This is a genomic window from Paenibacillus sp. FSL R7-0272 (genome assembly GCF_037969905.1).
GTDB classification, from domain to species: Bacteria; Bacillota; Bacilli; order Paenibacillales; family Paenibacillaceae; genus Paenibacillus; species Paenibacillus polysaccharolyticus.
This window is the reverse complement of record NZ_CP150221.1, coordinates 3,876,654-3,897,493: the sequence shown is the minus strand read 5'-3', so window position 1 is coordinate 3,897,493 and position 20,840 is coordinate 3,876,654. Positions and strand designations below refer to the sequence as shown.

Here is a 20,840-nt window from a genome sequence, read left to right as displayed (position 1 = left end):
TCTTTGGGAGGATTGGAAAGAACATGTGGGGTGCTCCTTTTTCGGCTCAAGCCAAAAAAATGCTGCTGCTAGGCAGCGGAGAATTGGGTAAAGAGGTCGTGATTGAGGCTGCACGTCTCGGTGTGGAAACGATCGCTGTTGATCGTTATGAGAACGCACCGGCCATGCAGGTCGCACATCGATCTTACTGCATCGACATGTTAGATGGCGAGGCATTGAAACAATTGATCCGTAAGGAACAACCGCATTACATCGTACCTGAGATTGAAGCCATTGCTACTGAGGCATTGCTGGAACTTGAGGAAGAAGGCTTTTGTGTCGTGCCAACGGCCCGTGCCGCTCGTTTGACTATGGATCGCGAAGGCATTCGTCGTCTTGCGGCCGAACAATTGAATCTCCCTACAGCCGCTTATCTCTTTGCGGATAGTTTAGAACAGTTGCAAGAGGCTGTTCGTGAACTAGGTACACCTTGTGTTATCAAACCATTGATGAGTTCATCTGGTAAAGGCCAGAGTGTATGCCGTATACCGGATGACGCAGCGGACTGCTGGGACATAGCTCTTTCGGGAGCGAGAGGCAAGTCTGTTCGTGTTATCGTGGAAAGCTTTGTGAAGTTTGAGAGTGAAATTACGCTACTTACCGTCAGATCGGCATCAGGCACTGTATTTTGTCCGCCGATCGGTCATATTCAAAAAGATGGGGATTATGTCGAATCATGGCAACCTCATGCGATGACATCGGAGCAATGGAAGCAAGCTTGTCACATCGCAAAAACGGTTACGGATGAGCTCGGCGGGTACGGCCTTTTTGGCGTTGAACTCTTTCTCACAGCTGATGGAGTGGTATTTAGTGAAATCTCGCCACGTCCACATGATACAGGTATGGTCACGATGGTTACACAGGATAATTCAGAGTTCGCGCTTCACGTGCGTGCCATTCTTGGATTTCCCGTCACAGAAGTACATTTGCTGACACCAGGAGCCTCAGCGACGCTGAAGGCCGATGTCGAAACATCTGATTTCACCATAGGTGGAATTGAAGATGCACTTGCATTACCTCGTACTCAGGTTCGTGTGTTTGGCAAACCTGAAACGAAACAAGGACGCCGAATGGCTGTAGCCCTTAGTGCTGGAACAGATGTGGAAGAAGCTCGTAAAACAGCGGTTCAAGCCGCAAATATGCTGAAAGTGGAGGTAAATCATGTCCAATAATGTGGAGGCCCCTGTACTGATGATCCGAGAGTGTGAACTGCGAGATGCTGAAGCGGTAACAGGATTGATGCGAGAGGTCAGCTATCCGACAACCACCAATGTAATGAAAGAACGCATTGAAGGTTTGGAGAGCAATCCGAACGCGTGCATGCTCGTTGCCGAAGTGGATGAACAGATTATTGGTGTGATTGGCTTGCAATGTGTTCAAAGTCATGCCTATCCGGAGCCTGCTGCCCAGATTACTTCGTTGATCGTGGGTCAGGAACATCGCGGTAGCGGAATTGCCCGCCGTTTAATGGCTCGTGCTGAAGACTGGGGCAAAAAGCAAGGTGGTAAGCAATTATTTGTCACTGGGGCGAATCGTGAAGTAACTTCAACGACGTATTCCTTCTATGAGCACATTGGCTTCCAGAAAAAAGGCTATCGTTTCAGTAAAGTTCTTTTATAATAGATGAAACGGCATTCAGCAAGTGAAAACTTGACTGAGTGCCTTTTTTTTATATGGTGTGTACATCATTTTATTGAAAAGACCCACAAGGAACTTCGTTTTTGTGACGTATAAGGCCGGATGTATAGCCTACATATATAAACTGTCCAAGGTTGTTTTGAAACAATCAATAATGACAAAAAAGTCATTTTTCCAGTATTTACGGGTTCACAATCTCCTAATGAATTGATATACTCCTAGAGTAGACATTACAAAGTTGTAATAATTAATTCTAAGGAGATGAATGAATTTGAAGAAGAACTGGATGAAAAAAGTTGTGACAGGCAGTCTGACAGCTGCACTCGCCGTAGGGATTATGCTTCCCGCCTCCGCGTCTGCTGCAGATTCAACATATAAAGCAACGACGGTTACAACGTATAAAGTGGTTAATGCGGATAGCTTGAAAGCTTATATTGAGCAATGGCTGAAGCAGAACGGATACAAAGTCTCGGAAGGTCAAACAGCTGAGCAACCAACAACACAGCCTGTAACCAAGCCTGAACAACCAAGTACACCTGCTAAGCCGGTACAAGAAGAGAAACCAGCTACGACCACACCAGCAAAAGATCCTTCAAGCACAGGTAATAACGGCGGTACACAAAGCACACAATCTGATTTTGCTACACAAGTGGTGAAACTCGTGAACGCTGAACGTGCCAAAGCAGGCCTTGGTGCACTGACATCCGACGCTCTTCTGGACAAGGTCGCTATGGCTAAAGTAAAAGATATGAGCAACAACAACTATTTTGATCATCAGTCCCCAACGTACGGTTCTCCGTTTGACATGATGAAACAATTCGGAGTAACGTACAGCTACGCTGGTGAAAATATCGCTAAAGGTCAAAAAACACCTCAGGAAGTTGTAACAGCCTGGATGAACAGTGCGGGTCACCGTGCAAACATCCTGAGCAAAAACTTTACGCAAATTGGTGTAGGCTACTATAACGGATATTGGGCTCAAGAGTTTATCGGTAAATAAGAGTTGGAAATGAATAATATATAACTTATTTTATAATAAAAGAAGTCATATGTGCACATAGCCGAAAAGCTGTGTGTACTATGGCTTTTTTCCACTTTTTGAGTTGAGAAATGATCTGCTTTCCGAATATAACAGCAAAATTTGCAAATTAACGACAGAAGACTTATGTTATTTAGAATAAGCAATATCTTGATGTGAAAGCCATTATAAATTATTTGTAACTGACTGGAGATGTGATGGATGAAAAAGAACAAAAATCTTGATTCAGCGCCTTGGATCTGGAGAAGTGTAAGCACGATATCCATAGTAGCAACACTGCTATTGATATTTGGATTTGCTTACGCCATAAAAGATGTTATTTTTCCGCAAGGGGATTCAACGTTAAATGAGGGACAGAAGGCTGCGGCTCCAGCTAAAGATGCTCAAAATGGGGGCAATAAAGCGATTGTAGAAGACGGCAAAATCCGAATGGCTGTCATTGGCGATTCCCTTGCAAGAGGAACGGGGGATGATGAAGGACTTGGATTTGTTAGACGGGCGGCTAATCTGCTCAAAGATGAGGGTCATGATGTACAGGTACTTAACAATCTGGGTGTAAACGGTCTGCGAACAGATGCGTTGTTAAAAAAGCTGGATGAACAAGGGGTTCAATATGTTTTGCAACAATCCAACTTTATTTTACTCTCTATCGGTGCGAATGACCTGTTTCAAGGTGGACAGGTTCTTCAAGGTGAAGACCCGCCAACAGCCGAGAAACTGGCTGCCGCCTTGCCGGAGACATCCAAACGTCTACAGGAAATTTTGAAGAAAGTGAAAGAAATCAATCCGAATGCTCAGATTGCATATATCGGATTATATAATCCGTTTGGTAATGTGAAGGAACTGGAGAAGCCGGGCAACGCAGTTGTTGCGGCCTGGAATGACGCGGCGATGTCTATCTTGAACAATGAAAATAACATGACACTTGTGCCAACCTTTGATCTGTTTGAGAATCATCTGGACGAGTATCTTTCATCTGATCACTTCCATCCGAATGGACAAGGTTATCAGCAGATGGCCGTTCGCATTGCACAGGAATATAAAGGGAATAAACCGGCAGAAGGGAGCGCGAAATAAATGGCAGAGAAGCAGTATGATTCCGTCTTGTCCGTACAACACCTGAAGAAAAAAATTGGACGGAAATGGATTATTAAAGACGTCACTTTTGATGTCAAACCTGGTGAAATTTTCGGTTTTTTGGGGCCGAATGGTGCGGGGAAAACGACAACGATTCGTATGCTGGTTGATCTGATTAAACCAACAGAAGGAAAAATTTCGGTCTGTGGTTACGACGTGAATCGTGATCCCGAACGAGCGCTCAAATATGTCGGTTCCATCGTGGAAAATCCTGAGGTATATACATATTTGACCGGGTGGGAAAACCTGGAGCACTTTGCCCGGATGCAACCAGGCGTTGATCATGACCGCATTCAGGAAGTGGTTAATATTGTGCGTCTGGATCAACGTATTCATGATAAAGTTAGAACCTATTCACTGGGTATGCGCCAGCGGCTCGGAATTGCCCAGGCATTACTTGGAAGACCACGGTTGCTGATTCTGGATGAACCAACGAATGGACTTGATCCCAAAGGGATTAAGGAGTTACGTGAATTTATCAAACAGCTTGCCAGTGAGGGGATGGCAGTGTTCGTCAGCAGTCACTTGTTAAGTGAAATTCAACTTCTCTGTGATCGGGTAGCCATAATCAGTACCGGCCGTGTGCTTGCAGTTGGTGGTGTGAATGAACTGATCGAAGACCATTCCAAGGTGGCGATATGGCATCTTACACCTTTTGATGCAGGCCGTCAGCTTTTACTTGATAAGGGGGTTACGCTGGTTAGCCGCCCCGGTGATGTCATGGATGATACTATTGTTGCAGGGCTCGGTGCGAATGCTGTTGTTGCCGAGATGCATGAAGAACGTATACCGGAGCTGGTACAGCAGATGGTTGAAGCAGGCATTCAGGTTGAGGGCGTACAACGGATTCAGCCTACACTTGAGCAACTATTCTTAAAAATGACAGAAGGTGAATCCATTGAATAATATCATGCCGCTCATTCGTAATGAGACCATTAAAATGGTCAAGAAGAAACGCCTTTATATTATTTTTATCGTTCTGGCCATCCTTGTTCCGATGTTCACGTATGCACAGATGAAATCGGCTCAGAATAACCAAGACAAGTTCGGTGGTGACTGGAGGCTTGAATTACAACAAGCGATTACGGATAATCAGAACTCACTAGGCAGTGATCGGGTTCCCGAGGAATACAAAAAGTATAGAACCGTCTATATCCAGCAGATGCAATACTATCTGGAAAATAACATTAATCCCAAAGAACCAGGCGGTGTGACGTTTACAAGGGAATTTATGAACAATGCCGTTGGATTGTTTATCCCGCTTTTGATTATGGCAATTGCTTCAGACCTAGTGTCAGGAGAACGGACGACAGGCACGATCAAAATGTTGCTGACTCGCCCCGTTAGACGGTGGAAAGTGCTTCTAAGCAAACTGATCACATTGATCATGTTTGTTTCGATCATCGTCGTTTCTGCTTATGTGATCTGTTACGGGATATCCGGGGCCGTTTTTGGTTACAAAGGTTTCGGCATGCCTGTCTTCACTGGATTCAAAGTGGTTGGCACCGAAGTGGATATGTCTGCCGTACATGCGGTAAGTCAATGGCAGTACATGCTGATGCAAGCAGGTTTGATCTGGTTTGTAAGTATCATCGTGGCTATGCTGGCGTTTATGGTATCGGTTCTTGTTCGCAGTACAGCGGCAAGTATCGTAATTATGATGGCTGCGCTGATCGCTGGAACGATTCTAACCAATATGGCAGCTTCGTGGGAAACAGCGAAGTATTTGTTTATGGTGAACCTGGAACTGCCTGATTATTTGTCTGGCGGATTGCCACCAATTGAAGGCATGAACCTTGGATTTTCCCTTATTGTGCTTAGTGTTTGGGGCGTTGCATCACTCATTGTATCATTCCTTGTCTTTACGAAACGGGATATCTTGAATTAAAATGGACAAGGATAAGAAAACATCTGTTTGCATTTCAGGCATTTTTGTAGTTTCAAGTTAAGAAGGGGGAGCATGAATGGTCGAGCAAATCGATATGTCGGCAGGTTCGACAGGCGGAGGACAGGGCGCCTCGGGCTACGACGCGGACGACATTCAAGTACTTGAAGGACTGGTAGCGGTTCGGAAAAGGCCGGGGATGTACATCGGCAGCACCAGTACTTCAGGTCTACATCATTTGGTATGGGAGATCGTAGACAACGCTGTCGATGAGCACCTAGCCAAATTCTGCTCCAAAATCGATATCACGCTGCATAAGGACGGTTCTATTACAGTTCAGGATAACGGAAGGGGAATTCCGACAGGTATACATAAAACAGGGATTCCCACTCCCCAGGTCGTGTTTACGATTTTGCACGCAGGCGGTAAGTTCGGTGGATCAGGATATAAAAAATCAGGTGGTCTGCACGGTGTAGGGGCTTCGGTCACCAACGCATTGTCAGAGTGGCTTGAAGTCGAAATTTTCCGTGATGGTAAGATCCATCGTCAACGTTTTGAATATTGGCAGGACAAAAAAGGCGTCGAACATGTAGGAGAACCCGTGACTGGTCTTGAAGTATTGGGTAATACCAATCGCACAGGCACCAAAGTTACGTTTAAACCGGATATTCGCGTTTTTCAGAATGGAATTCAGTTGAATTATGATACACTGGCAGAACGCCTTCAGGAGATTGCTTTCCTGAACTCGGGTCTGAAAATTGTGCTTAAGGACGAACGTTCAGGCAACCAAGATGAATATATGTACGAGGGCGGCGCGAGCCAGTTTGTTGAGTTTTTGAACGAAAATAAAGATGTACTTCATGACGTTATACACTTCTACGCAGATAAGGACGATATCGAGGTAGAAGTGGCAATCCAGTATAATGCGGGTTATACAGAAACACTTGCTTCCTTTGTCAATTCGATCCCGACCCGTGGTGGAGGAACGCATGAGACCGGATTCAGGGCAGCCTATACCCGTGTAATGAACGACTACGCTCGGCGTACCAGCATGATCAAGGAAAAAGATAAAAATCTGGAAGGTAATGATCTGCGTGAAGGCATGATGGCGGTAATTAGCGTCAAAATGTCTGAAGTGGAATTTGTCGGTCAGACCAAAGATCAGCTCGGAAGTGCTTCTGCTCGAAGTGCAGTTGATTCAGTGGTCTCCGAAAATATTCAACGTTTTCTGGAAGAGAACCCGCAGGTCGCACAGACCTTGATTCGCAAAGCAGTGCAGGCGTCCAAAGCGAGAGAAGCCGCGCGGAAAGCCCGTGACGAGATGCGAACAGGGAAAAAGCGCAGTGAAAGTTCTAACTTGAATGGCAAGCTGACGCCTGCGCAATCGAAAGATTTTACACGCAATGAATTGTTTATTGTGGAAGGTGACTCTGCAGGTGGTTCAGCCAAGCAAGGACGGGATTCCAAAATACAGGCGATTCTGCCGTTAAAGGGAAAACCGTTGAATCCGGAAAAATCGAAGCTTGCGGATATTCTGAAAAATGAAGAGTATCGTGCAATTACAGCAGCAATAGGCGCAGGAATCGGAACGGAGTTTGCCGTAGAGGACAGCAATTATTCCAAAATCATTATCATGACGGATGCAGATACGGATGGCGCACATATCCAGGTGTTGCTACTTACGTTCTTTTACCGTTACATGAAACCGTTAATTGATGCAGGGAAAGTATATATTGCACAACCGCCTTTATATAAGCTCACTCGTAAATCCGGCAAGTTGGCAACTGTAAGATACGCCTGGACGGATGAAGAACTTGCGAATTATATGAAAGAGTTCGGAAATAATGTCGAATTACAGCGTTATAAAGGACTTGGTGAGATGAACCCGGATCAACTGTGGGAAACAACGATGAACCCGGAGACACGCGCTATGCTAAAAGTGGAGATTGTGGATGCAGCCAAAGCAGAGCGTCGTGTATCTACATTGATGGGTGACAAAGTGGATCCACGCAAACGCTGGATTGTAGAGAATGTCGACTTTACAGAGTACGAAGAATAGAAGGTGCTTGGAATGAGTCTATCAGAACAATTTATGCCGGCCTTTCTTGAAGAGGTCGTTGGTGACCGTTTTGGTCGCTACTCCAAATATATTATTCAGGATCGAGCGATTCCCGATGTGCGGGATGGATTAAAGCCAGTACAGCGGCGTATTCTTTACGCCATGTACGACTCGGGCAATACACCGGAGAAGCCATATCGTAAATCTGCCAAAACGGTAGGAGACGTTATGGGTAATTATCACCCTCATGGCGACTCCTCGATCTATGAAGGTATGGTACGAATGGCACAGCCATGGAAAATGGGCCATATGCTTGTAGACGGACACGGTAACTGGGGCTCACAAGACGATGATCCGGCTGCAGCTATGCGTTATACAGAGGCTCGTTTGTCATCTATTGCAATGGAGATGCTTCGTGATATTGAGAAACGCACCGTGTTGTTTAAAGATAACTTTGATAATACAGCCAAGGAACCGGTTGTGTTACCTTCCCGTTATCCCAACCTGCTGGTCAATGGGGTAAGCGGAATTTCTTCCGGTTTTGCAACCGAGATTCCACCGCATAATTTGCGTGAAACGATTGATGCTTGTATTGCTGTAATGGAGAAACCATCCATTGAACTGGACGAAATCATGATGTTCATCAAGGGCCCTGATTTTCCAACAGGCGGCTTAATTATGGGCGGCGACGGTATACTGGATGCATATCGTACAGGTAAAGGACGAATCTACATACGTTCCAAAACCGAGATCGAAAATATGCGTGGCGGCAAGCAGCAGATCGTTATTACGGAGATTCCTTATCAGGTGGTCAAATCCCGTCTTGTTACGGCCATGGAAAATATCCGCCTGGAGAAAAAGGTTGAAGGTATCGCAGAAGTTCGGGATGAAAGTGGACGCGAAGGATTACGGATTGTTGTTGAGCTGAAAAAAGATGCGGATGCACAAGGGATTTTGGCTTATTTGCTGAAAAAAACCGACCTGCAAGTCACATACAACTTCAATATGGTCGCGATTGTGAACAAAGCGCCGCAGCAACTTGGTCTAAAAGCGATTCTGGAAGCTTATATTGCTCACCAACGCGAAGTAGTAACTTTCCGAACCAAGTATGAGCTGGAGAAAGCGGAAGACCGTGCTCATGTCCTGGAGGGGCTGGTGAAAGCCCTTAACATTTTGGATGAAGTAATCGCAGCGATTAAAGCTTCGAAGAATCGTCAGGATGCTCAAAACAATCTGATCTGGATGTTTGGGTTCACGGAACGTCAAGCGGATTCTATTCTCACCTTGCAATTGTATCGTTTGACGAATCTGGAGATTAATTCGTTGCAAAAAGAGCTGGATGATCTCATGAAGAAAATTTCACAGCTACGCTCGATTCTCGATAGTGATCGGAAGCTGATCGGGGTCATTCGTAAAGAACTGCTGGAGATCAAAGAGAAGTACGGAATTGAGCGCCGCTCCGCCATTCAGGGTGAAGTAGAGGAACTTAAGGTTAATCTCGAAGTATTGGTCAACGCAGAAGATGTATTTGTGACATTGTCCAAAGAAGGATATGTTAAACGTTCGAGCATGCAGTCCTTCACACGTTCTGGCGGTGAGCGAAGTGCTAGCGGTGTAAAAGAAGGAGATTATATCTCCCAGGTGCTTGAAGTAAATACATTGGAGAATTTGCTTGTCTTCACACAAAAAGGGCAATATTTCCTCCTGCCTGTGCATCAGGTGCCGGAGTTTAAGTGGAAAGATCCGGGTACCGCCATCGTTAATGTAATTCCTCTGGCGAAGGATGATCGGATCACCAGTGTACTGGCGATCAAATCGTTCGAGGAACCAGATCACAGTCTGGTATTTGTAACCCGCAAGGGACAGGTCAAACGAACTGAACTTAAGGAATACATTACAAAGCGCTCGGGTGCCGTAGCGGCATGCAAGGTTGCTAAAGATGATGAAGTGCTGTCCGTACATCTAAGTACGGGCGGGAAAGACATCATGCTGATTACCAAAGAAGCGATGGCGATTCGTTTCCGTGAAGATGAAGTGAATCCGATGGGACGTGTCTCTGGTGGTGTTCGTGGTATTCAATTGAAAGATACGGATGAAGTTGTCTCTGTGCTATGGGTAGAGGGAGATGAGGGAGAGGTTGCTGTATTGAGTGACCTCGGTTATGGTAAACGATCCTTGCTTCTGGACTATGCCCCGCAGAGCCGTGGTGGTAAAGGCGTGGTTACCTTTGAATTCAAGGAAGGTAAACGTGTTAAACCGAATGGTAGCCGTATTGCAGGTGCATTCTACTGTAAAGAGCAACGTCAGTTGACGGTGATGACCAAAGAGGGACAAGCCCATACGATCTCATCCGAGAGCGTTCCACTCACAGAACGTAAACACATCGGTAAATTACTTGTTCCTGTGGACAAACAGGACGAAATTACCGAGCTTATTCAGGATTTTAATGAGAATCAACCGGGGACAACCTCCTAAAAAAGATAAAAGACTCTTTGCCGACAGTGCTGATTCTGTCGGGTGAAGAGTCTTTTTTTGTTGTTCTTGGGCGGATGAGAAGTGCATCATCAAGCGAAGTTTAACAACCTTCGTCGATTACAGTCGATCGCTGGGAAATTGAAAAAATGCAGCAGGAATGCGGCTTTGAAGCGCGAAAACTTAAGCAAATGAAATGATTATCCGTTGCAGGAGGAGTGATGTTCGATGTATAATTCCGATTTTGCTAAATGCTGGTCCAGATTAACCAAAGATTATAAACTGCATATGGATCAGGAATTAGCCCCTTCGTTAACAGAGGCACAGCTTGCGGTACTTGAGGTGCTCGAAGATCATGCAAAGATGAAACCATCTGATTTGATTCCATTTCTTGCGACAACACCTGCTGCAGTAACGATGTTATTGGATCGAATGGAGAAAAATGGCCTCATATGCAGAGTTCGTGATGATCAGGACAGGCGGATTGTGTGGGTTTCATTATCCGATAAGGGCAGAATGGAAACCACGCGCGGTATCACGATCCGTAATGAGTTTATGAATTCCGTACTGAGCAACATCTCGATGCACAATCAACAATTGCTTGTATATCTGCTTGGGAAAATGACTGCACCCAAAACGAATGCGCAAGAGCCTGCCTTAACGAGTTCAGGTTAAACGAGCAAAATCTGATCGTGAAATGAGTGTAGTAAATAATCTGATGATGTAAAAAAACAAAACGAATAATGCAATGATCAATAAGCATACTTCTGGTCATTAGGGCCAGGTGTATGCTTTTGTCTTTTTATTTTTTCTTGTTATGTGAAACTTTTCTTATGTATAGCCAACAGGACTGAAACTCAATTCGTTATTGAGTATGGTTTGTAAAGAATACACATTGACAATTAAATCACTATATCGTAATATTACGTTATACGTTTGAGGAGGAATCATTTTGGAGTTGCCTGCGTTCGATCGGAATCAATTAAAACAGTTTGACGAGCCAGCAGAGTTTCTTAAAGCGCTGTCTCATCCCGTACGTTTATGTATCGTCCGTGGTTTGATGCGCAAAAAAAAATGTAATGTTTCATATATGCAGGAATGTCTGGATCTCCCGCAGTCGACGGTGTCACAGCATCTGCAGAAGCTTCGCAGTGCGGGTATTGTTGCTACAGAGCGAAATGGCCTTGAAGTCAATTACGTACTGGCTGACTCACGCGCGGAGCAGTTAGTCATGATTTTATTTAAAGAGGATGGTTGCGAAGATGAATAAACCTAAAAAAGTGTTAATCGTGGGGGGCGTAGCAGGCGGTGCATCTGCTGCTGCACGCCTCCGTCGTCTGGACGAACATGCCGAGATTATTATGTTTGAAAAAGGCCCATATATCTCATTTGCCAATTGCGGATTGCCTTATTACATTGGAGGTACGATTGAAGAACGGGGGCGACTGCTCGTACAGACACCGAAGGGTATGGAGGATCGTTTCAATATCGATGTTCGTACACAAAGTGAGGTTATCGCTGTTGATCCAAGTAAACGAACCGTGCAGGTACGTAGTGCCGAGCGTGGTTTATACGAGGAAAACTATGATGAATTAATTTTGTCACCTGGTGCTCGTCCACTTGTGCCCGATCTGCCCGGCAAAGAGAATCCATTGATATATACCGTGAGGAACATTCCTGATATTGATCGAATCAAAGAACAAATAAGTTCTGATAACAACCGTACTTCGATTGTCATTGGCGGTGGGTTTATCGGTGTAGAGATGGCTGAAAATTTGAAGGAAGCTGGGCTGGATGTAACTTTGATTGAGGGGAATGATCAGCTGTTAACCCCGTTTGATCCGGAATTGGCATCTATGCTAGCTCAAGAGATGGAGCAAAATGGAGTAAAGCTTTTATTCTCGCAGCGTGTTCAAGGCTTCCGTACAGTGGATCAAGGGATCGGTGTGGAATTGTCGGATGGCACGGTACTCTCGGCTGATCTTGTCATTCTGGCCATTGGAGTTGTACCGGATACTTCATTTTTGCAGGGCAGCGGAGTAGCTCTCGGTTCGCGCGGACACATTCTAGTCAATGAAAAAATGGAGAGCAGTGTTCCGCATATCTACGCCGTGGGCGATGCCATCGAGGTGAAGGATTACATTCATGGTACACAGACAGCCATTCCGCTTGCGGGGCCTGCAAACAAACAAGGGCGCATCGTAGCGGATCAAATCGCAGGTCTTTCAACAACGTATAAAGGGACTCAGGGAACATCGATCATTAAAGTGTTTGGTTTGACAGGGGCAACCACTGGCAGCAATGAGAAGACACTCCAACGAATGCAGAAAGACTACCGCACTGTTATCGTACATCCCGCATCCCATGCTTCCTATTATCCGGGATCTAGCGCAATTGCGTTGAAATTGCTCTTTGCTCCGGATGGGAAAATTCTAGGTGCACAAGCTGTTGGTTACGAAGGTGTGGACAAACGAATTGATGATATTGCAGTGGCGATTCACTTCGGTGGAAATGTACGAGATCTGACTGAACTTGAACTGAGCTATGCACCTCCATACTCATCCGCGAAAGACCCGGTGAATATGTTAGGTTATGCGTCTGAAAATATCATGGACGAACGTGTAGAGTCTTACACCTATGTTCAGTTGGCAGAACGTAATCCTGCTAATTCTGTATTGCTGGATGTTAGAAGTGAACTGGAGCACCGCAACGGGCATATTCCAGGTTCGAAGTCGATTCCGGTTGATGAGCTGCGTCAGCGGCTCGATGAGCTGGACGTATCTAAAGAAATTTGGGTGTATTGTCAGGTTGGACTTCGTGGTTATACCGCTTCACAAATTCTTCGTCAGCACGGCTATCAAGTGAAAAATTTGAGCGGGGGCTACAAAACCTATCGTCAGGCACAATTCAAACCTGCTGCCGTGATAAGTGGGAGTAGCCATAGTGATAACAATAGGAATGAAAGTAACAGCACTGGTGGTAATGTCATACTACAAGAACAAGAAGAACAGGGGAGGAGTCAGATGACTGGCAGTGGCAATGTAAGCAAAGGAGCACAAGCAGATTCATCACAGGAGCTCCATATTGATAATGAACTGAATGTATGTGGTTTGAGTTGCCCTGGCCCGCTAATCGAGGTTAAACAAAAAATGGATCAGTTGGCAGACGGACAGACCCTACGGGTCAAAGCTTCAGATCCAGGATTTTATGAGGATGTGAAGGCTTGGGCAACCATGTCGGGGTCTGACGTACTCAAGCTGGAGCGGGATAAGGGCGGGGTAATCGAGGCCGTTCTGGCCAAGAATACTTCGCCTGTCACAAGCGGTTCAATGCAACTTGAAAAAGCAAGTACAATGGTCGTATTCAGTGGTGAACTCGATAAGGCCATCGCCTCCTTCATTATTGCTAATGGAGCAGCAGCCAGCGGACGTAAAGTAACGATGTTTTTCACCTTCTGGGGGTTAAACATTATTCGAAAACAAGAGATGCAGCAGGCACCTGTCAAAACAGGCATGGCCCGTATGTTCGATCTGATGTTGCCGAGCAACAGTCTGAAGCTGGGACTTTCCAAGATGAATATGTTTGGTGCAGGGCCGAAGATGATCCGAGGGTTAATGAAAAAAAATAATGTCGCTTCGCTGGAACAACTTATGCAATCGGCTCTCGATCAAGGGGTTGAGATCGTAGCTTGTCAGATGTCGATGGATCTGATGGGCATACAACGTGAGGAATTGATCGATCAGGCTGTCATTGGCGGTGTGGGTTATTATCTCGGACAAGCGGATCATGCAAATCATAATTTGTTTATCTAGAGCGTGTATATTAACCAAAAGCTAAAACTGATCTTATGTTTAAACTTATTAATCGTAACAAACCTCTATTTCACCTAAAGTGGAATGGAGGTTTTTTTTTATTTTACATGATGACAAGAACATCAACATCGAAGGTCTAGACTACGGTGCATAATCTTATCACTCAGGGAAAAGCTACAACCAAACTGATTAGCTGCTATTGGGCTTGCTTATATAATGTATATATCAAATATAATATGTCTTAATATTATTTTCTTGAAATCATATGTAAAGAGTTGACTATGTAAATATTTTTGTTATAATAAGTAATTGTTCCCCTGATATTTCGTGTACGAAATATTATATTCCATAAGTAAAAGGGTGAAACAATGACGGATACGTACGAGGTATTTTACATTATCAACTCATTTCGACAAGTGAATCAGATGCTTTTCCGGGCATTCTGGAATGAAAACAAGGAGATCGAGCTCACTTCGATCCAGTTTATGGTGTTATCCATCCTTAAGGAGCGACCTGCACTTGGCATTAACGAGATTGCTGATCTGTGCCATATGGGTAGTAGCTCGATGAGCGCTGTAGTAGAACGTCTCGTGAAAGGCGAGTACATCGTACGGACACGATCTGATGCAGATCGCCGTTCTGTGGTACTACAGATTACAGCCAAAGGGGAAAAGGCTCAACAGGAGACACAACAGCTCTGGATGGAGCGTGTATCACCTATACTGGATATATCGAAGGAAGATCTAGAGCACCTGCTTCGTATTCATAGTCTGATGATTGAAAAGTTACAAGGAAGAGAGATGAACAACTTATGAGCACAACAACTGCTACAGCTCCGTCCTCTGCGATGGACAACATCAAGAAAGGCCCCATTGTAGCGGCCTTGTTAATTGGTGCCTTTGTGGCATTTTTGAACCAGACCCTGATGAACGTGGCTCTTCCCAAAATTATGGAGGATCTCGGCATCGGGCCGAACAAAGCCCAGTGGCTTACGACGGGTTACATGCTTGTCAACGGGGTGTTAATCCCGGTTACGGCATACTTGATTGCCAAATTTTCAACAAGGCAAATTTTTATAACAGCTATGACCTTATTTACGATCGGTACGCTAGTCTGCGGACTAAGTCCGAACTTCTCGATTCTTATGGTGGGTCGTGTTATTCAAGCCGCGGGTGCCGGTATTCTGATGCCGCTGATGACCGTTGTGTTTCTGACGATTTTCCCGATTGAGAAGCGTGGGCAGGCGATGGGAACGATGGGGATAGCTATGATTCTCGCACCAGCAATTGGTCCTACGTTGTCCGGTTATATCGTTGAGCACTATTCCTGGAGATTGTTATTCTACATCATTCTGCCATTCTCCGTGATCGCAACAGCGATTGGTATTGCGTTTGTCAAAAACGTAACACGTCAGTCCAAGCCGAAACTGGACTCTGTTGGCGTAATTCTATCCACACTCGGATTCGGTAGCTTGCTGTATGGTTTCAGTGATGCGGGTACAGACGGATGGGGAAGTGCTGTTGTCATCAGCTGCCTCGTCGTTGGTGTCATTTCCCTGATTCTGTTTGTTATTCGTCAGTTGACGACCGATCATCCGCTTTTGGAGTTCCGTATTTTCAAATACAACATGTATACCTTAACAACCATTATTAATATGCTTGTTACGATGGCGATGTTTGCAGGCATGATCTTGCTCCCAATCTTTCTGCAAAATATCCGTGGGTTCTCACCGATTGAATCCGGCTTGCTTATGATGCCAGGTGCCATCCTAATGGGAATTATGTCTCCGATTACAGGTCGCATCTTCGATAAAGTGGGTGCACGTTGGCTCTCCGTTACAGGTCTGGCTATTACAGCGGTTACCACATGGGGACTCAGCCGTTTGGCCATTGACACCACGTATGGATACATGATGTTTATCTACACTGCTCGTATGTTTGGTATGTCGATGCTGATGATGCCGATTCAGACGGCTGGTCTGAATCAGTTGCCTCAACGACTTAATGCACATGGTACAGCCATGTCGAACACACTGCGTACAGTGGCAGGTGCGATTGGTACAGCGATTCTCGTAACGATCATGAGTAGCAAGCTCAAGTCGCATCTGGCGGAAACGATGGCTACGGGTACAATTGACCCGAACAACAAAACAGCGGTGCTGGCTGCTACAGCAGATGCAACCATCTATGGTGTCAACTATGCCTTTACGGTAGCCACCTTTATGACAATTGCAGCGCTGATTATGGCTTTCTTCATTCAGAAAACCAAACCAGCTACCGAGCCGGTAAACGCAGAGAAAGAAAAAGCCAAAAAAGTAGCAACAGCTTAAAATTAGACTTGTATAACGAATAAATAAGAAAAAGAGAACTCTCAGGCTGCCAGTAGGACACATCTTCTAGGGCAACGAGAGCTCTCTTTTTTGGTTTTACAGATGACATATCACTAAGCAAACGAAAGAATATACTGTCATTCATTTTCATCTTTAATTGAAGTCATATCATGCAGTAAGCAATCTGGATCAGGTTCATAACCGAAACGTTGGAGATCAATGCTCCCATCCAGCTGGAATTCCACACCTTCACTGACAAGCTCGGTTTCCTGCATCATGCGTGATTCTTCATCGGTTATGGCAATTTGTCCTTTCGCATTGACGACCCGATGCCAGGGTAAGCGTTCCTTCCGGCTCATAGAGTGCAGAATACGAACGACCTGTCTTGCCGCCCTTGGGCTCCCAGCGCAGGCTGCAATCTGTCCGTACGTCATTACCTTTCCTTCAGGGATCGCAGCAATAATGGCGACAACCTGCTGTGTGAACGGGGTCATGAATATCGGCTCCTGTCTTAGAAGATTAAAATATTGAACGCAGATAGAAAGAGTTGTTATATGATTTTTCGATTAAAAAAGTGTCGCCCGGATGTAGCATCCGAACGACACGTTACAGGTGCAGAAAGCTACTGCTTCTAGTTGATCCAATCTTCTTATATGCAGTTTATATCTTCAATGTGAAAGCTTTTTCGTATATATCCAAAGGCCATTCAGCCCAAGGAAATTCTCGTGCAGGCAGGGATTGCAGCACAACTTCCTCTTTGGTGACAGGATGGGGGAGTGCAGCAATGACAGACCATAACGCGATCTGTTGCCCCGGTTTGTTTATTTTGGCGCCATATTTCTGATCTCCGAATAGTGGACAGCCGGCTTCTTTCATCTGCACACGTATCTGATGGGATCGACCTGTATGAAGCTCGATATGCACAAGGCTGTAACGATCGGTTTCTCCGACGACCTCGTAGTCTAGAACCGCATCTTTACCGCCAGGCGTACCTTTGGGTACAGCGGTTACGGTGTTTGTTTTGCTGTCTTTTAGCAGCGTGTGCTTCAACGTGCCCTGACGTGCTGGCAACTTGCCATGAACAACAGCTGCATAGATTTTACGGAAATGACGTCCACGCACGGTTTCGGACAAACGGGAAGCCGCTTTGGAGGTTTTGGCAAAGATCATGGCACCTCCAACCGGGCGATCCAGGCGATGCACCAGTCCCAGATATACATTGCCAGGTTTATTATAACGTTCTTTCAGATCCTGTTTGAGTAAAGTGAGCAGATCCGGATCACCGGAAGCATCTTCCTGCGTAGGGACATTCACCGGTTTTGTGATGCCTAACAGATGATTATCCTCATACAGAATCTCGATATCTCCAGTTTTTTGCACATCATGAGACATAATCAGGACTCCCAGCGGCCCAAAATACCGCAAGGCAGATCGAGACCGCTGCGTGTAATCGGCAATCCGATTTCTCCGGCAGTAATCTCTCCACCATACTTGGCAGACATCGTCATCGTCAGCATGTTTCGTAATACCGTTGAAGAGATACCTGTGGTATAAGAGTTCACCAGCATAAACAACGGATTATCCGAAAGAATCGTCATACAGGATTTCAGGAAAGGATAGAGGTTTTCCTCCAGTTTCCATGTTTCACCGTTCGGGCCACGTCCATAAGAAGGAGGGTCCATAATAATCGCATCGTATTTGTTACCACGGCGCTGTTCGCGCTGTACAAATTTGAACACATCATCGGTGATGAAACGAACAGGTCGATCAGCAAGTCCGGACAATTGCACATTTTCTTTCGCCCATTGGACCATACCTTTCGCTGCATCACAGTGTACAACAGAAGCGCCAGCGTAAGCCGCTGCTACGGTTGCTCCGCCGGTGTAGGCGAATAGATTCAAGACAGAGATGGGGCGTCCTGCATTCGAAATTTTATCCATCATCCAGCTCCAGTTGGCAGCTTGTTCGGGGAACAATCCGGTGTGTTTGAAGCTTGTCGGTTTAATATGGAATTTCAGGTTTTCATATCCGATCGTCCAGCGTTCAGGAATGGGCTTTTTCATATCCCAGTTTCCGCCGCCAGAAGAGCTGCGGTGATAGTGACCGTGAGCTTGGCGCCATTCATGGGTTTCTTGTTCAAGCGGCCAGATAATCTGTGGATCAGGTCTGCGCAAGATGACATCTCCCCAGCGCTCCAGCTTCTCGCCGCCTCCCGTATCGATTACTTCATAGTCTTTCCAGTTCTTAGCTACGTACATAGTGGTTTATCCATCCTTCAAAATTCATTTGGATACTATTGTACAACAAAAAAGGGGCTGTACGCCAGTTAGCCTCAGGGGATTAAGGCAATGTGCAGACGAATTTCGACATAACATAAAATGAAGATCTGAATAAAATTAATTTGACAATGATAATCATTATCACTTATGATTTTGATATTGCAATATGCAATCTATGCGAGACGTATTTTAAGGAAATTCAATCCATATAACGAAACCAAAGTGAGGGACAATAGATGGCTAAATGGTTAGTGGCGTATGCCAGTATGACAGGGAACACAGAAGAGATTGCGGAACTCATTGTGGAAGGCATTACAGCAAGTGGTTATGAAGCTGACTTGAAATCCGTAACCGACTTTAATGCCGCAGAAGTTTTGAATTATGAGGGCTTTATGATTGGTGTGTACACATGGGGAGATGGTGAACTGCCGGATGAATTTCTGGACTTCTATGAAGAACTGGATGAGCTTGATTTGCATGGAAAGAGAGCGGCTGTCTTCGGAAGCGGAGATACGTCCTATGAACAATTTTGCGGAGCAGTTGATCTAACAGCGGAGAAGCTGAAGGAACGTGGGGCGGAAGTATCACCAGAGATGTTGAAAATTGAATACAGTCCGCTCGAGCAGGAAAAAGAATCATGCCGGGATTTCGGCAGACGTTTTGTTACTGCTGGTGCGGAGATATCCTGATCGAAATGTTACAGCGTGATGCCTATACAGCAAAGGCTCAGGGGAGCGATGGGCTCCCTGAACGTTTGCTTGAGGACTATAAGCTGGAAGAGATGTTGCGTAGCCCGCACCGGTTTATCCGCCCTGAACCTTCGGCTGAGCAACGTCCAGCGCTACAATGGAGACATCGTGTGCAATATGCGGTGAGTCATGCCATTAATCATTTTTACAGTGTGGACCCTGACGTACGCAAAGAAATCCCGATTCAATATGTACTCGAAAAATGGTGGCCTAGAAAAACGGACGGTTTTGATTCCGTTCTTCATTATTGGGATGTGAAGCAGAAAATGATTGATGAACTGTCACTGGCCATTGCAGCGAATGATGACTTAAAGCGGCCTGCGATCTTGTTCGAACAATGGAAAACAGAAGTACCTTCTTTACAGATGTCTTTATCCGTCATCTTTCAGGCGGCTTGGCAACCAGAAGGCTGGGATGCACTGCTTGTTCAGAAATATATGGTGGTTCATGATGCCAACGTTGTGGAAGCCTTTCAACATATGGTCAGTGTGTTTTGCTGGGAAGCATTTGGCAAGTTGCCAGGCATGATTGAAATTTACTGTCTGCTGGAAGGGCGGAAGATCAGGTACATACCAGGTCGCCAATCATTACAGCGTTCGATGGATTATATCCGTCTTGTTCGGGACAGCATTCCCATTGCCGAGGAGCAAGAATCAGAGCACTTTACCTCAAAGGATAAGATCCGTGTGCATGAAGAAGTGGACCGTTGGAGAACGGAAGGGACGAAGCCACAAAAAACATGGTTGATGTGACACTCGAAGCTGTTGATAGCACTTATTTCGGAGGAGGGAATACAGGTGACGACGTTATTCAGGCAAGATATCGGTAATGGAAAAAGAAGAGCAGGAACATGTGAGTTCAGCTCCATGCCTGTACCTCAAGCTGTCATAAGAAAGTTGCTGGATGAAGCTGATCCATCATTATATGTTATGAGTTCAGCGCCCTGGCGTTTTATGCTGTTTTCCGGTGAAGGGCGACAGCTCTATATGGAAGCTGTCAGACAGAGCTATCCGCCTCATCTTGCAGATTCTCACGGGAGCTGGGCTGCGTATCAATACACGGAAGCGATCCCAGCTCATTTGGTGGTGGTTGCCCCCGGCAATTCTCCAGAGGATCATGTTTTGCCTGCGAAGGCATGGAGCAAACGATTCTCTATTCTGGCTGCTGAACAGGGGGTACACGCCGTCTGGAAGATGAATGATTATCAGCAACATCCCGTATTCATGAACTTGATGGGACTTACATCGAGCGAAAGGGTGCTTGGCGTATTTCACATCGGTTACGGTGAGCAGTGTGGATTACCCAGTGTGGCAACAGGTAGACCAGCTTCAGAACTCATGACGGTATATGACCATTTGGAGTGAAGGGCAACGAGCCTGACAGCTGCGTTGCCGGGGTGCGG

Annotated in this window: 19 protein-coding genes; 16 read left to right on the top strand and 3 right to left on the bottom strand. The window is 45.6% G+C overall.

Features of this window, described 5'->3' with window-relative positions; all coding sequences use genetic code 11:
- Window positions 1–23: 23 nt before the first annotated feature.
- The 13 genes from purT (at window position 24) to MKY23_RS17160 (ending at window position 16,410) form a co-directional block, all read left to right on the top strand.
- The gene (purT, locus tag MKY23_RS17220; protein WP_339831072.1) at window positions 24–1,211 is read left to right on the top strand and encodes a formate-dependent phosphoribosylglycinamide formyltransferase; all 1,188 of its coding nucleotides are present in this window, start codon (window positions 24–26) and stop codon (window positions 1,209–1,211) included.
- A complete protein-coding gene (locus MKY23_RS17215; protein WP_339831070.1) occupies window positions 1,201–1,659 on the top strand; it encodes a GNAT family N-acetyltransferase in 459 nt (152 codons plus the stop codon). Before purT ends, MKY23_RS17215 begins: the two co-directional genes overlap by 11 nt.
- 289 nt (window positions 1,660–1,948) lie before the next feature.
- Window positions 1,949–2,677 carry a CAP domain-containing protein gene (locus MKY23_RS17210; RefSeq protein WP_260510802.1) on the top strand — a complete coding sequence of 243 codons (729 nt, stop codon included), beginning with the start codon at window positions 1,949–1,951 and terminating at the stop codon, window positions 2,675–2,677.
- A gap of 240 nt (window positions 2,678–2,917) precedes the next feature.
- Complete coding sequence (locus MKY23_RS17205) at window positions 2,918–3,793, top strand: GDSL-type esterase/lipase family protein (protein ID WP_339831067.1); 876 nt, start codon at window positions 2,918–2,920, stop codon at window positions 3,791–3,793.
- The gene (locus MKY23_RS17200; RefSeq protein ID WP_339831064.1) at window positions 3,794–4,759 is read left to right on the top strand and encodes an ABC transporter ATP-binding protein; all 966 of its coding nucleotides are present in this window, start codon (window positions 3,794–3,796) and stop codon (window positions 4,757–4,759) included.
- Window positions 4,752–5,741 (top strand): ABC transporter permease, encoded by a 990-nt coding sequence (locus MKY23_RS17195; RefSeq protein ID WP_090917066.1) that lies wholly within the window; start codon window positions 4,752–4,754, stop codon window positions 5,739–5,741. The genes MKY23_RS17200 and MKY23_RS17195 overlap by 8 nt, the downstream gene beginning before the upstream one ends.
- A 76-nt stretch (window positions 5,742–5,817) precedes the next feature.
- Window positions 5,818–7,797, top strand: a complete 1,980-nt coding sequence (gene parE / locus MKY23_RS17190) for a DNA topoisomerase IV subunit B (RefSeq protein ID WP_339831062.1) — start codon at window positions 5,818–5,820, stop codon at window positions 7,795–7,797.
- 12 nt (window positions 7,798–7,809) lie between these two features.
- Complete coding sequence (gyrA, locus tag MKY23_RS17185) at window positions 7,810–10,272, top strand: DNA gyrase subunit A (protein WP_090917062.1); 2,463 nt, start codon at window positions 7,810–7,812, stop codon at window positions 10,270–10,272.
- Between the two features lie 225 nt (window positions 10,273–10,497).
- Window positions 10,498–10,944, top strand: a complete 447-nt coding sequence (locus tag MKY23_RS17180) for a MarR family transcriptional regulator (RefSeq protein ID WP_154890571.1) — start codon at window positions 10,498–10,500, stop codon at window positions 10,942–10,944.
- Window positions 10,945–11,221: 277 nt separating this feature from the next.
- Complete coding sequence (locus MKY23_RS17175; protein ID WP_090917058.1) at window positions 11,222–11,539, top strand: metalloregulator ArsR/SmtB family transcription factor; 318 nt, start codon at window positions 11,222–11,224, stop codon at window positions 11,537–11,539.
- The gene (locus tag MKY23_RS17170; RefSeq protein ID WP_339831059.1) at window positions 11,532–14,081 is read left to right on the top strand and encodes an FAD-dependent oxidoreductase; all 2,550 of its coding nucleotides are present in this window, start codon (window positions 11,532–11,534) and stop codon (window positions 14,079–14,081) included. The genes MKY23_RS17175 and MKY23_RS17170 overlap by 8 nt, the downstream gene beginning before the upstream one ends.
- Before the next feature lie 368 nt (window positions 14,082–14,449).
- A complete protein-coding gene (locus tag MKY23_RS17165; protein WP_090917054.1) occupies window positions 14,450–14,896 on the top strand; it encodes a MarR family transcriptional regulator in 447 nt (148 codons plus the stop codon).
- A complete protein-coding gene (locus MKY23_RS17160; RefSeq protein WP_253493590.1) occupies window positions 14,893–16,410 on the top strand; it encodes a DHA2 family efflux MFS transporter permease subunit in 1,518 nt (505 codons plus the stop codon). Before MKY23_RS17165 ends, MKY23_RS17160 begins: the two co-directional genes overlap by 4 nt.
- Before the next feature lie 137 nt (window positions 16,411–16,547).
- Here the strand turns inward: MKY23_RS17160 and MKY23_RS17155 are convergent, their stop codons facing one another.
- The 3 genes from MKY23_RS17155 to MKY23_RS17145 form a co-directional block, all read right to left on the bottom strand.
- A complete protein-coding gene (locus MKY23_RS17155) occupies window positions 16,548–16,904 on the bottom strand; it encodes an MGMT family protein (protein ID WP_339831053.1) in 357 nt (118 codons plus the stop codon).
- Between the two features lie 166 nt (window positions 16,905–17,070).
- The gene (locus MKY23_RS17150) at window positions 17,071–17,802 is read right to left on the bottom strand and encodes an RNA pseudouridine synthase (RefSeq protein ID WP_336120205.1); all 732 of its coding nucleotides are present in this window, start codon (window positions 17,800–17,802) and stop codon (window positions 17,071–17,073) included.
- Between the two features lie 2 nt (window positions 17,803–17,804).
- On the bottom strand, window positions 17,805–18,668 hold the full coding sequence (locus MKY23_RS17145) for a class I SAM-dependent methyltransferase (RefSeq protein ID WP_090917045.1): 864 nt from the start codon (window positions 18,666–18,668) through the stop codon (window positions 17,805–17,807).
- 257 nt (window positions 18,669–18,925) lie between these two features.
- Between MKY23_RS17145 and MKY23_RS17140 the strand changes: the two genes are divergently transcribed.
- From MKY23_RS17140 to MKY23_RS17130, 3 genes are read left to right on the top strand one after another with little or no spacing between them, the layout of a single operon-like run.
- A complete protein-coding gene (locus MKY23_RS17140; RefSeq protein ID WP_090917043.1) occupies window positions 18,926–19,378 on the top strand; it encodes a flavodoxin in 453 nt (150 codons plus the stop codon).
- Window positions 19,327–20,190, top strand: a complete 864-nt coding sequence (locus MKY23_RS17135; RefSeq protein ID WP_339831049.1) for a hypothetical protein — start codon at window positions 19,327–19,329, stop codon at window positions 20,188–20,190. Before MKY23_RS17140 ends, MKY23_RS17135 begins: the two co-directional genes overlap by 52 nt.
- A 45-nt stretch (window positions 20,191–20,235) precedes the next feature.
- On the top strand, window positions 20,236–20,802 hold the full coding sequence (locus tag MKY23_RS17130) for a nitroreductase family protein (RefSeq protein ID WP_339831047.1): 567 nt from the start codon (window positions 20,236–20,238) through the stop codon (window positions 20,800–20,802).
- Window positions 20,803–20,840 lie beyond the last annotated feature (38 nt).

Excerpts from the sequence above, each read along its gene's own strand:
- purT (WP_339831072.1), top strand. The coding sequence starts at position 24 with ATGTGGGGTGCTCCTTTTTCGGCTCAAGCCAAAAAAATGCTGCTGCTA.
- MKY23_RS17215 (WP_339831070.1), top strand. The coding sequence starts at position 1,201 with ATGTCCAATAATGTGGAGGCCCCTGTACTGATGATCCGAGAGTGTGAA.
- MKY23_RS17205 (WP_339831067.1), top strand. The coding sequence starts at position 2,918 with ATGAAAAAGAACAAAAATCTTGATTCAGCGCCTTGGATCTGGAGAAGT.
- MKY23_RS17200 (WP_339831064.1), top strand. The coding sequence starts at position 3,794 with ATGGCAGAGAAGCAGTATGATTCCGTCTTGTCCGTACAACACCTGAAG.
- parE (WP_339831062.1), top strand. The coding sequence starts at position 5,818 with ATGGTCGAGCAAATCGATATGTCGGCAGGTTCGACAGGCGGAGGACAG.
- gyrA (WP_090917062.1), top strand. The coding sequence starts at position 7,810 with ATGAGTCTATCAGAACAATTTATGCCGGCCTTTCTTGAAGAGGTCGTT.
- MKY23_RS17180 (WP_154890571.1), top strand. The coding sequence starts at position 10,498 with ATGTATAATTCCGATTTTGCTAAATGCTGGTCCAGATTAACCAAAGAT.
- MKY23_RS17170 (WP_339831059.1), top strand. The coding sequence starts at position 11,532 with ATGAATAAACCTAAAAAAGTGTTAATCGTGGGGGGCGTAGCAGGCGGT.
- MKY23_RS17165 (WP_090917054.1), top strand. The coding sequence starts at position 14,450 with ATGACGGATACGTACGAGGTATTTTACATTATCAACTCATTTCGACAA.
- MKY23_RS17160 (WP_253493590.1), top strand. The coding sequence starts at position 14,893 with ATGAGCACAACAACTGCTACAGCTCCGTCCTCTGCGATGGACAACATC.
- MKY23_RS17155 (WP_339831053.1), bottom strand. The coding sequence starts at position 16,904 with ATGACCCCGTTCACACAGCAGGTTGTCGCCATTATTGCTGCGATCCCT.
- MKY23_RS17150 (WP_336120205.1), bottom strand. The coding sequence starts at position 17,802 with ATGTCTCATGATGTGCAAAAAACTGGAGATATCGAGATTCTGTATGAG.
- MKY23_RS17145 (WP_090917045.1), bottom strand. The coding sequence starts at position 18,668 with ATGTACGTAGCTAAGAACTGGAAAGACTATGAAGTAATCGATACGGGA.
- MKY23_RS17140 (WP_090917043.1), top strand. The coding sequence starts at position 18,926 with ATGGCTAAATGGTTAGTGGCGTATGCCAGTATGACAGGGAACACAGAA.
- MKY23_RS17135 (WP_339831049.1), top strand. The coding sequence starts at position 19,327 with ATGCCGGGATTTCGGCAGACGTTTTGTTACTGCTGGTGCGGAGATATC.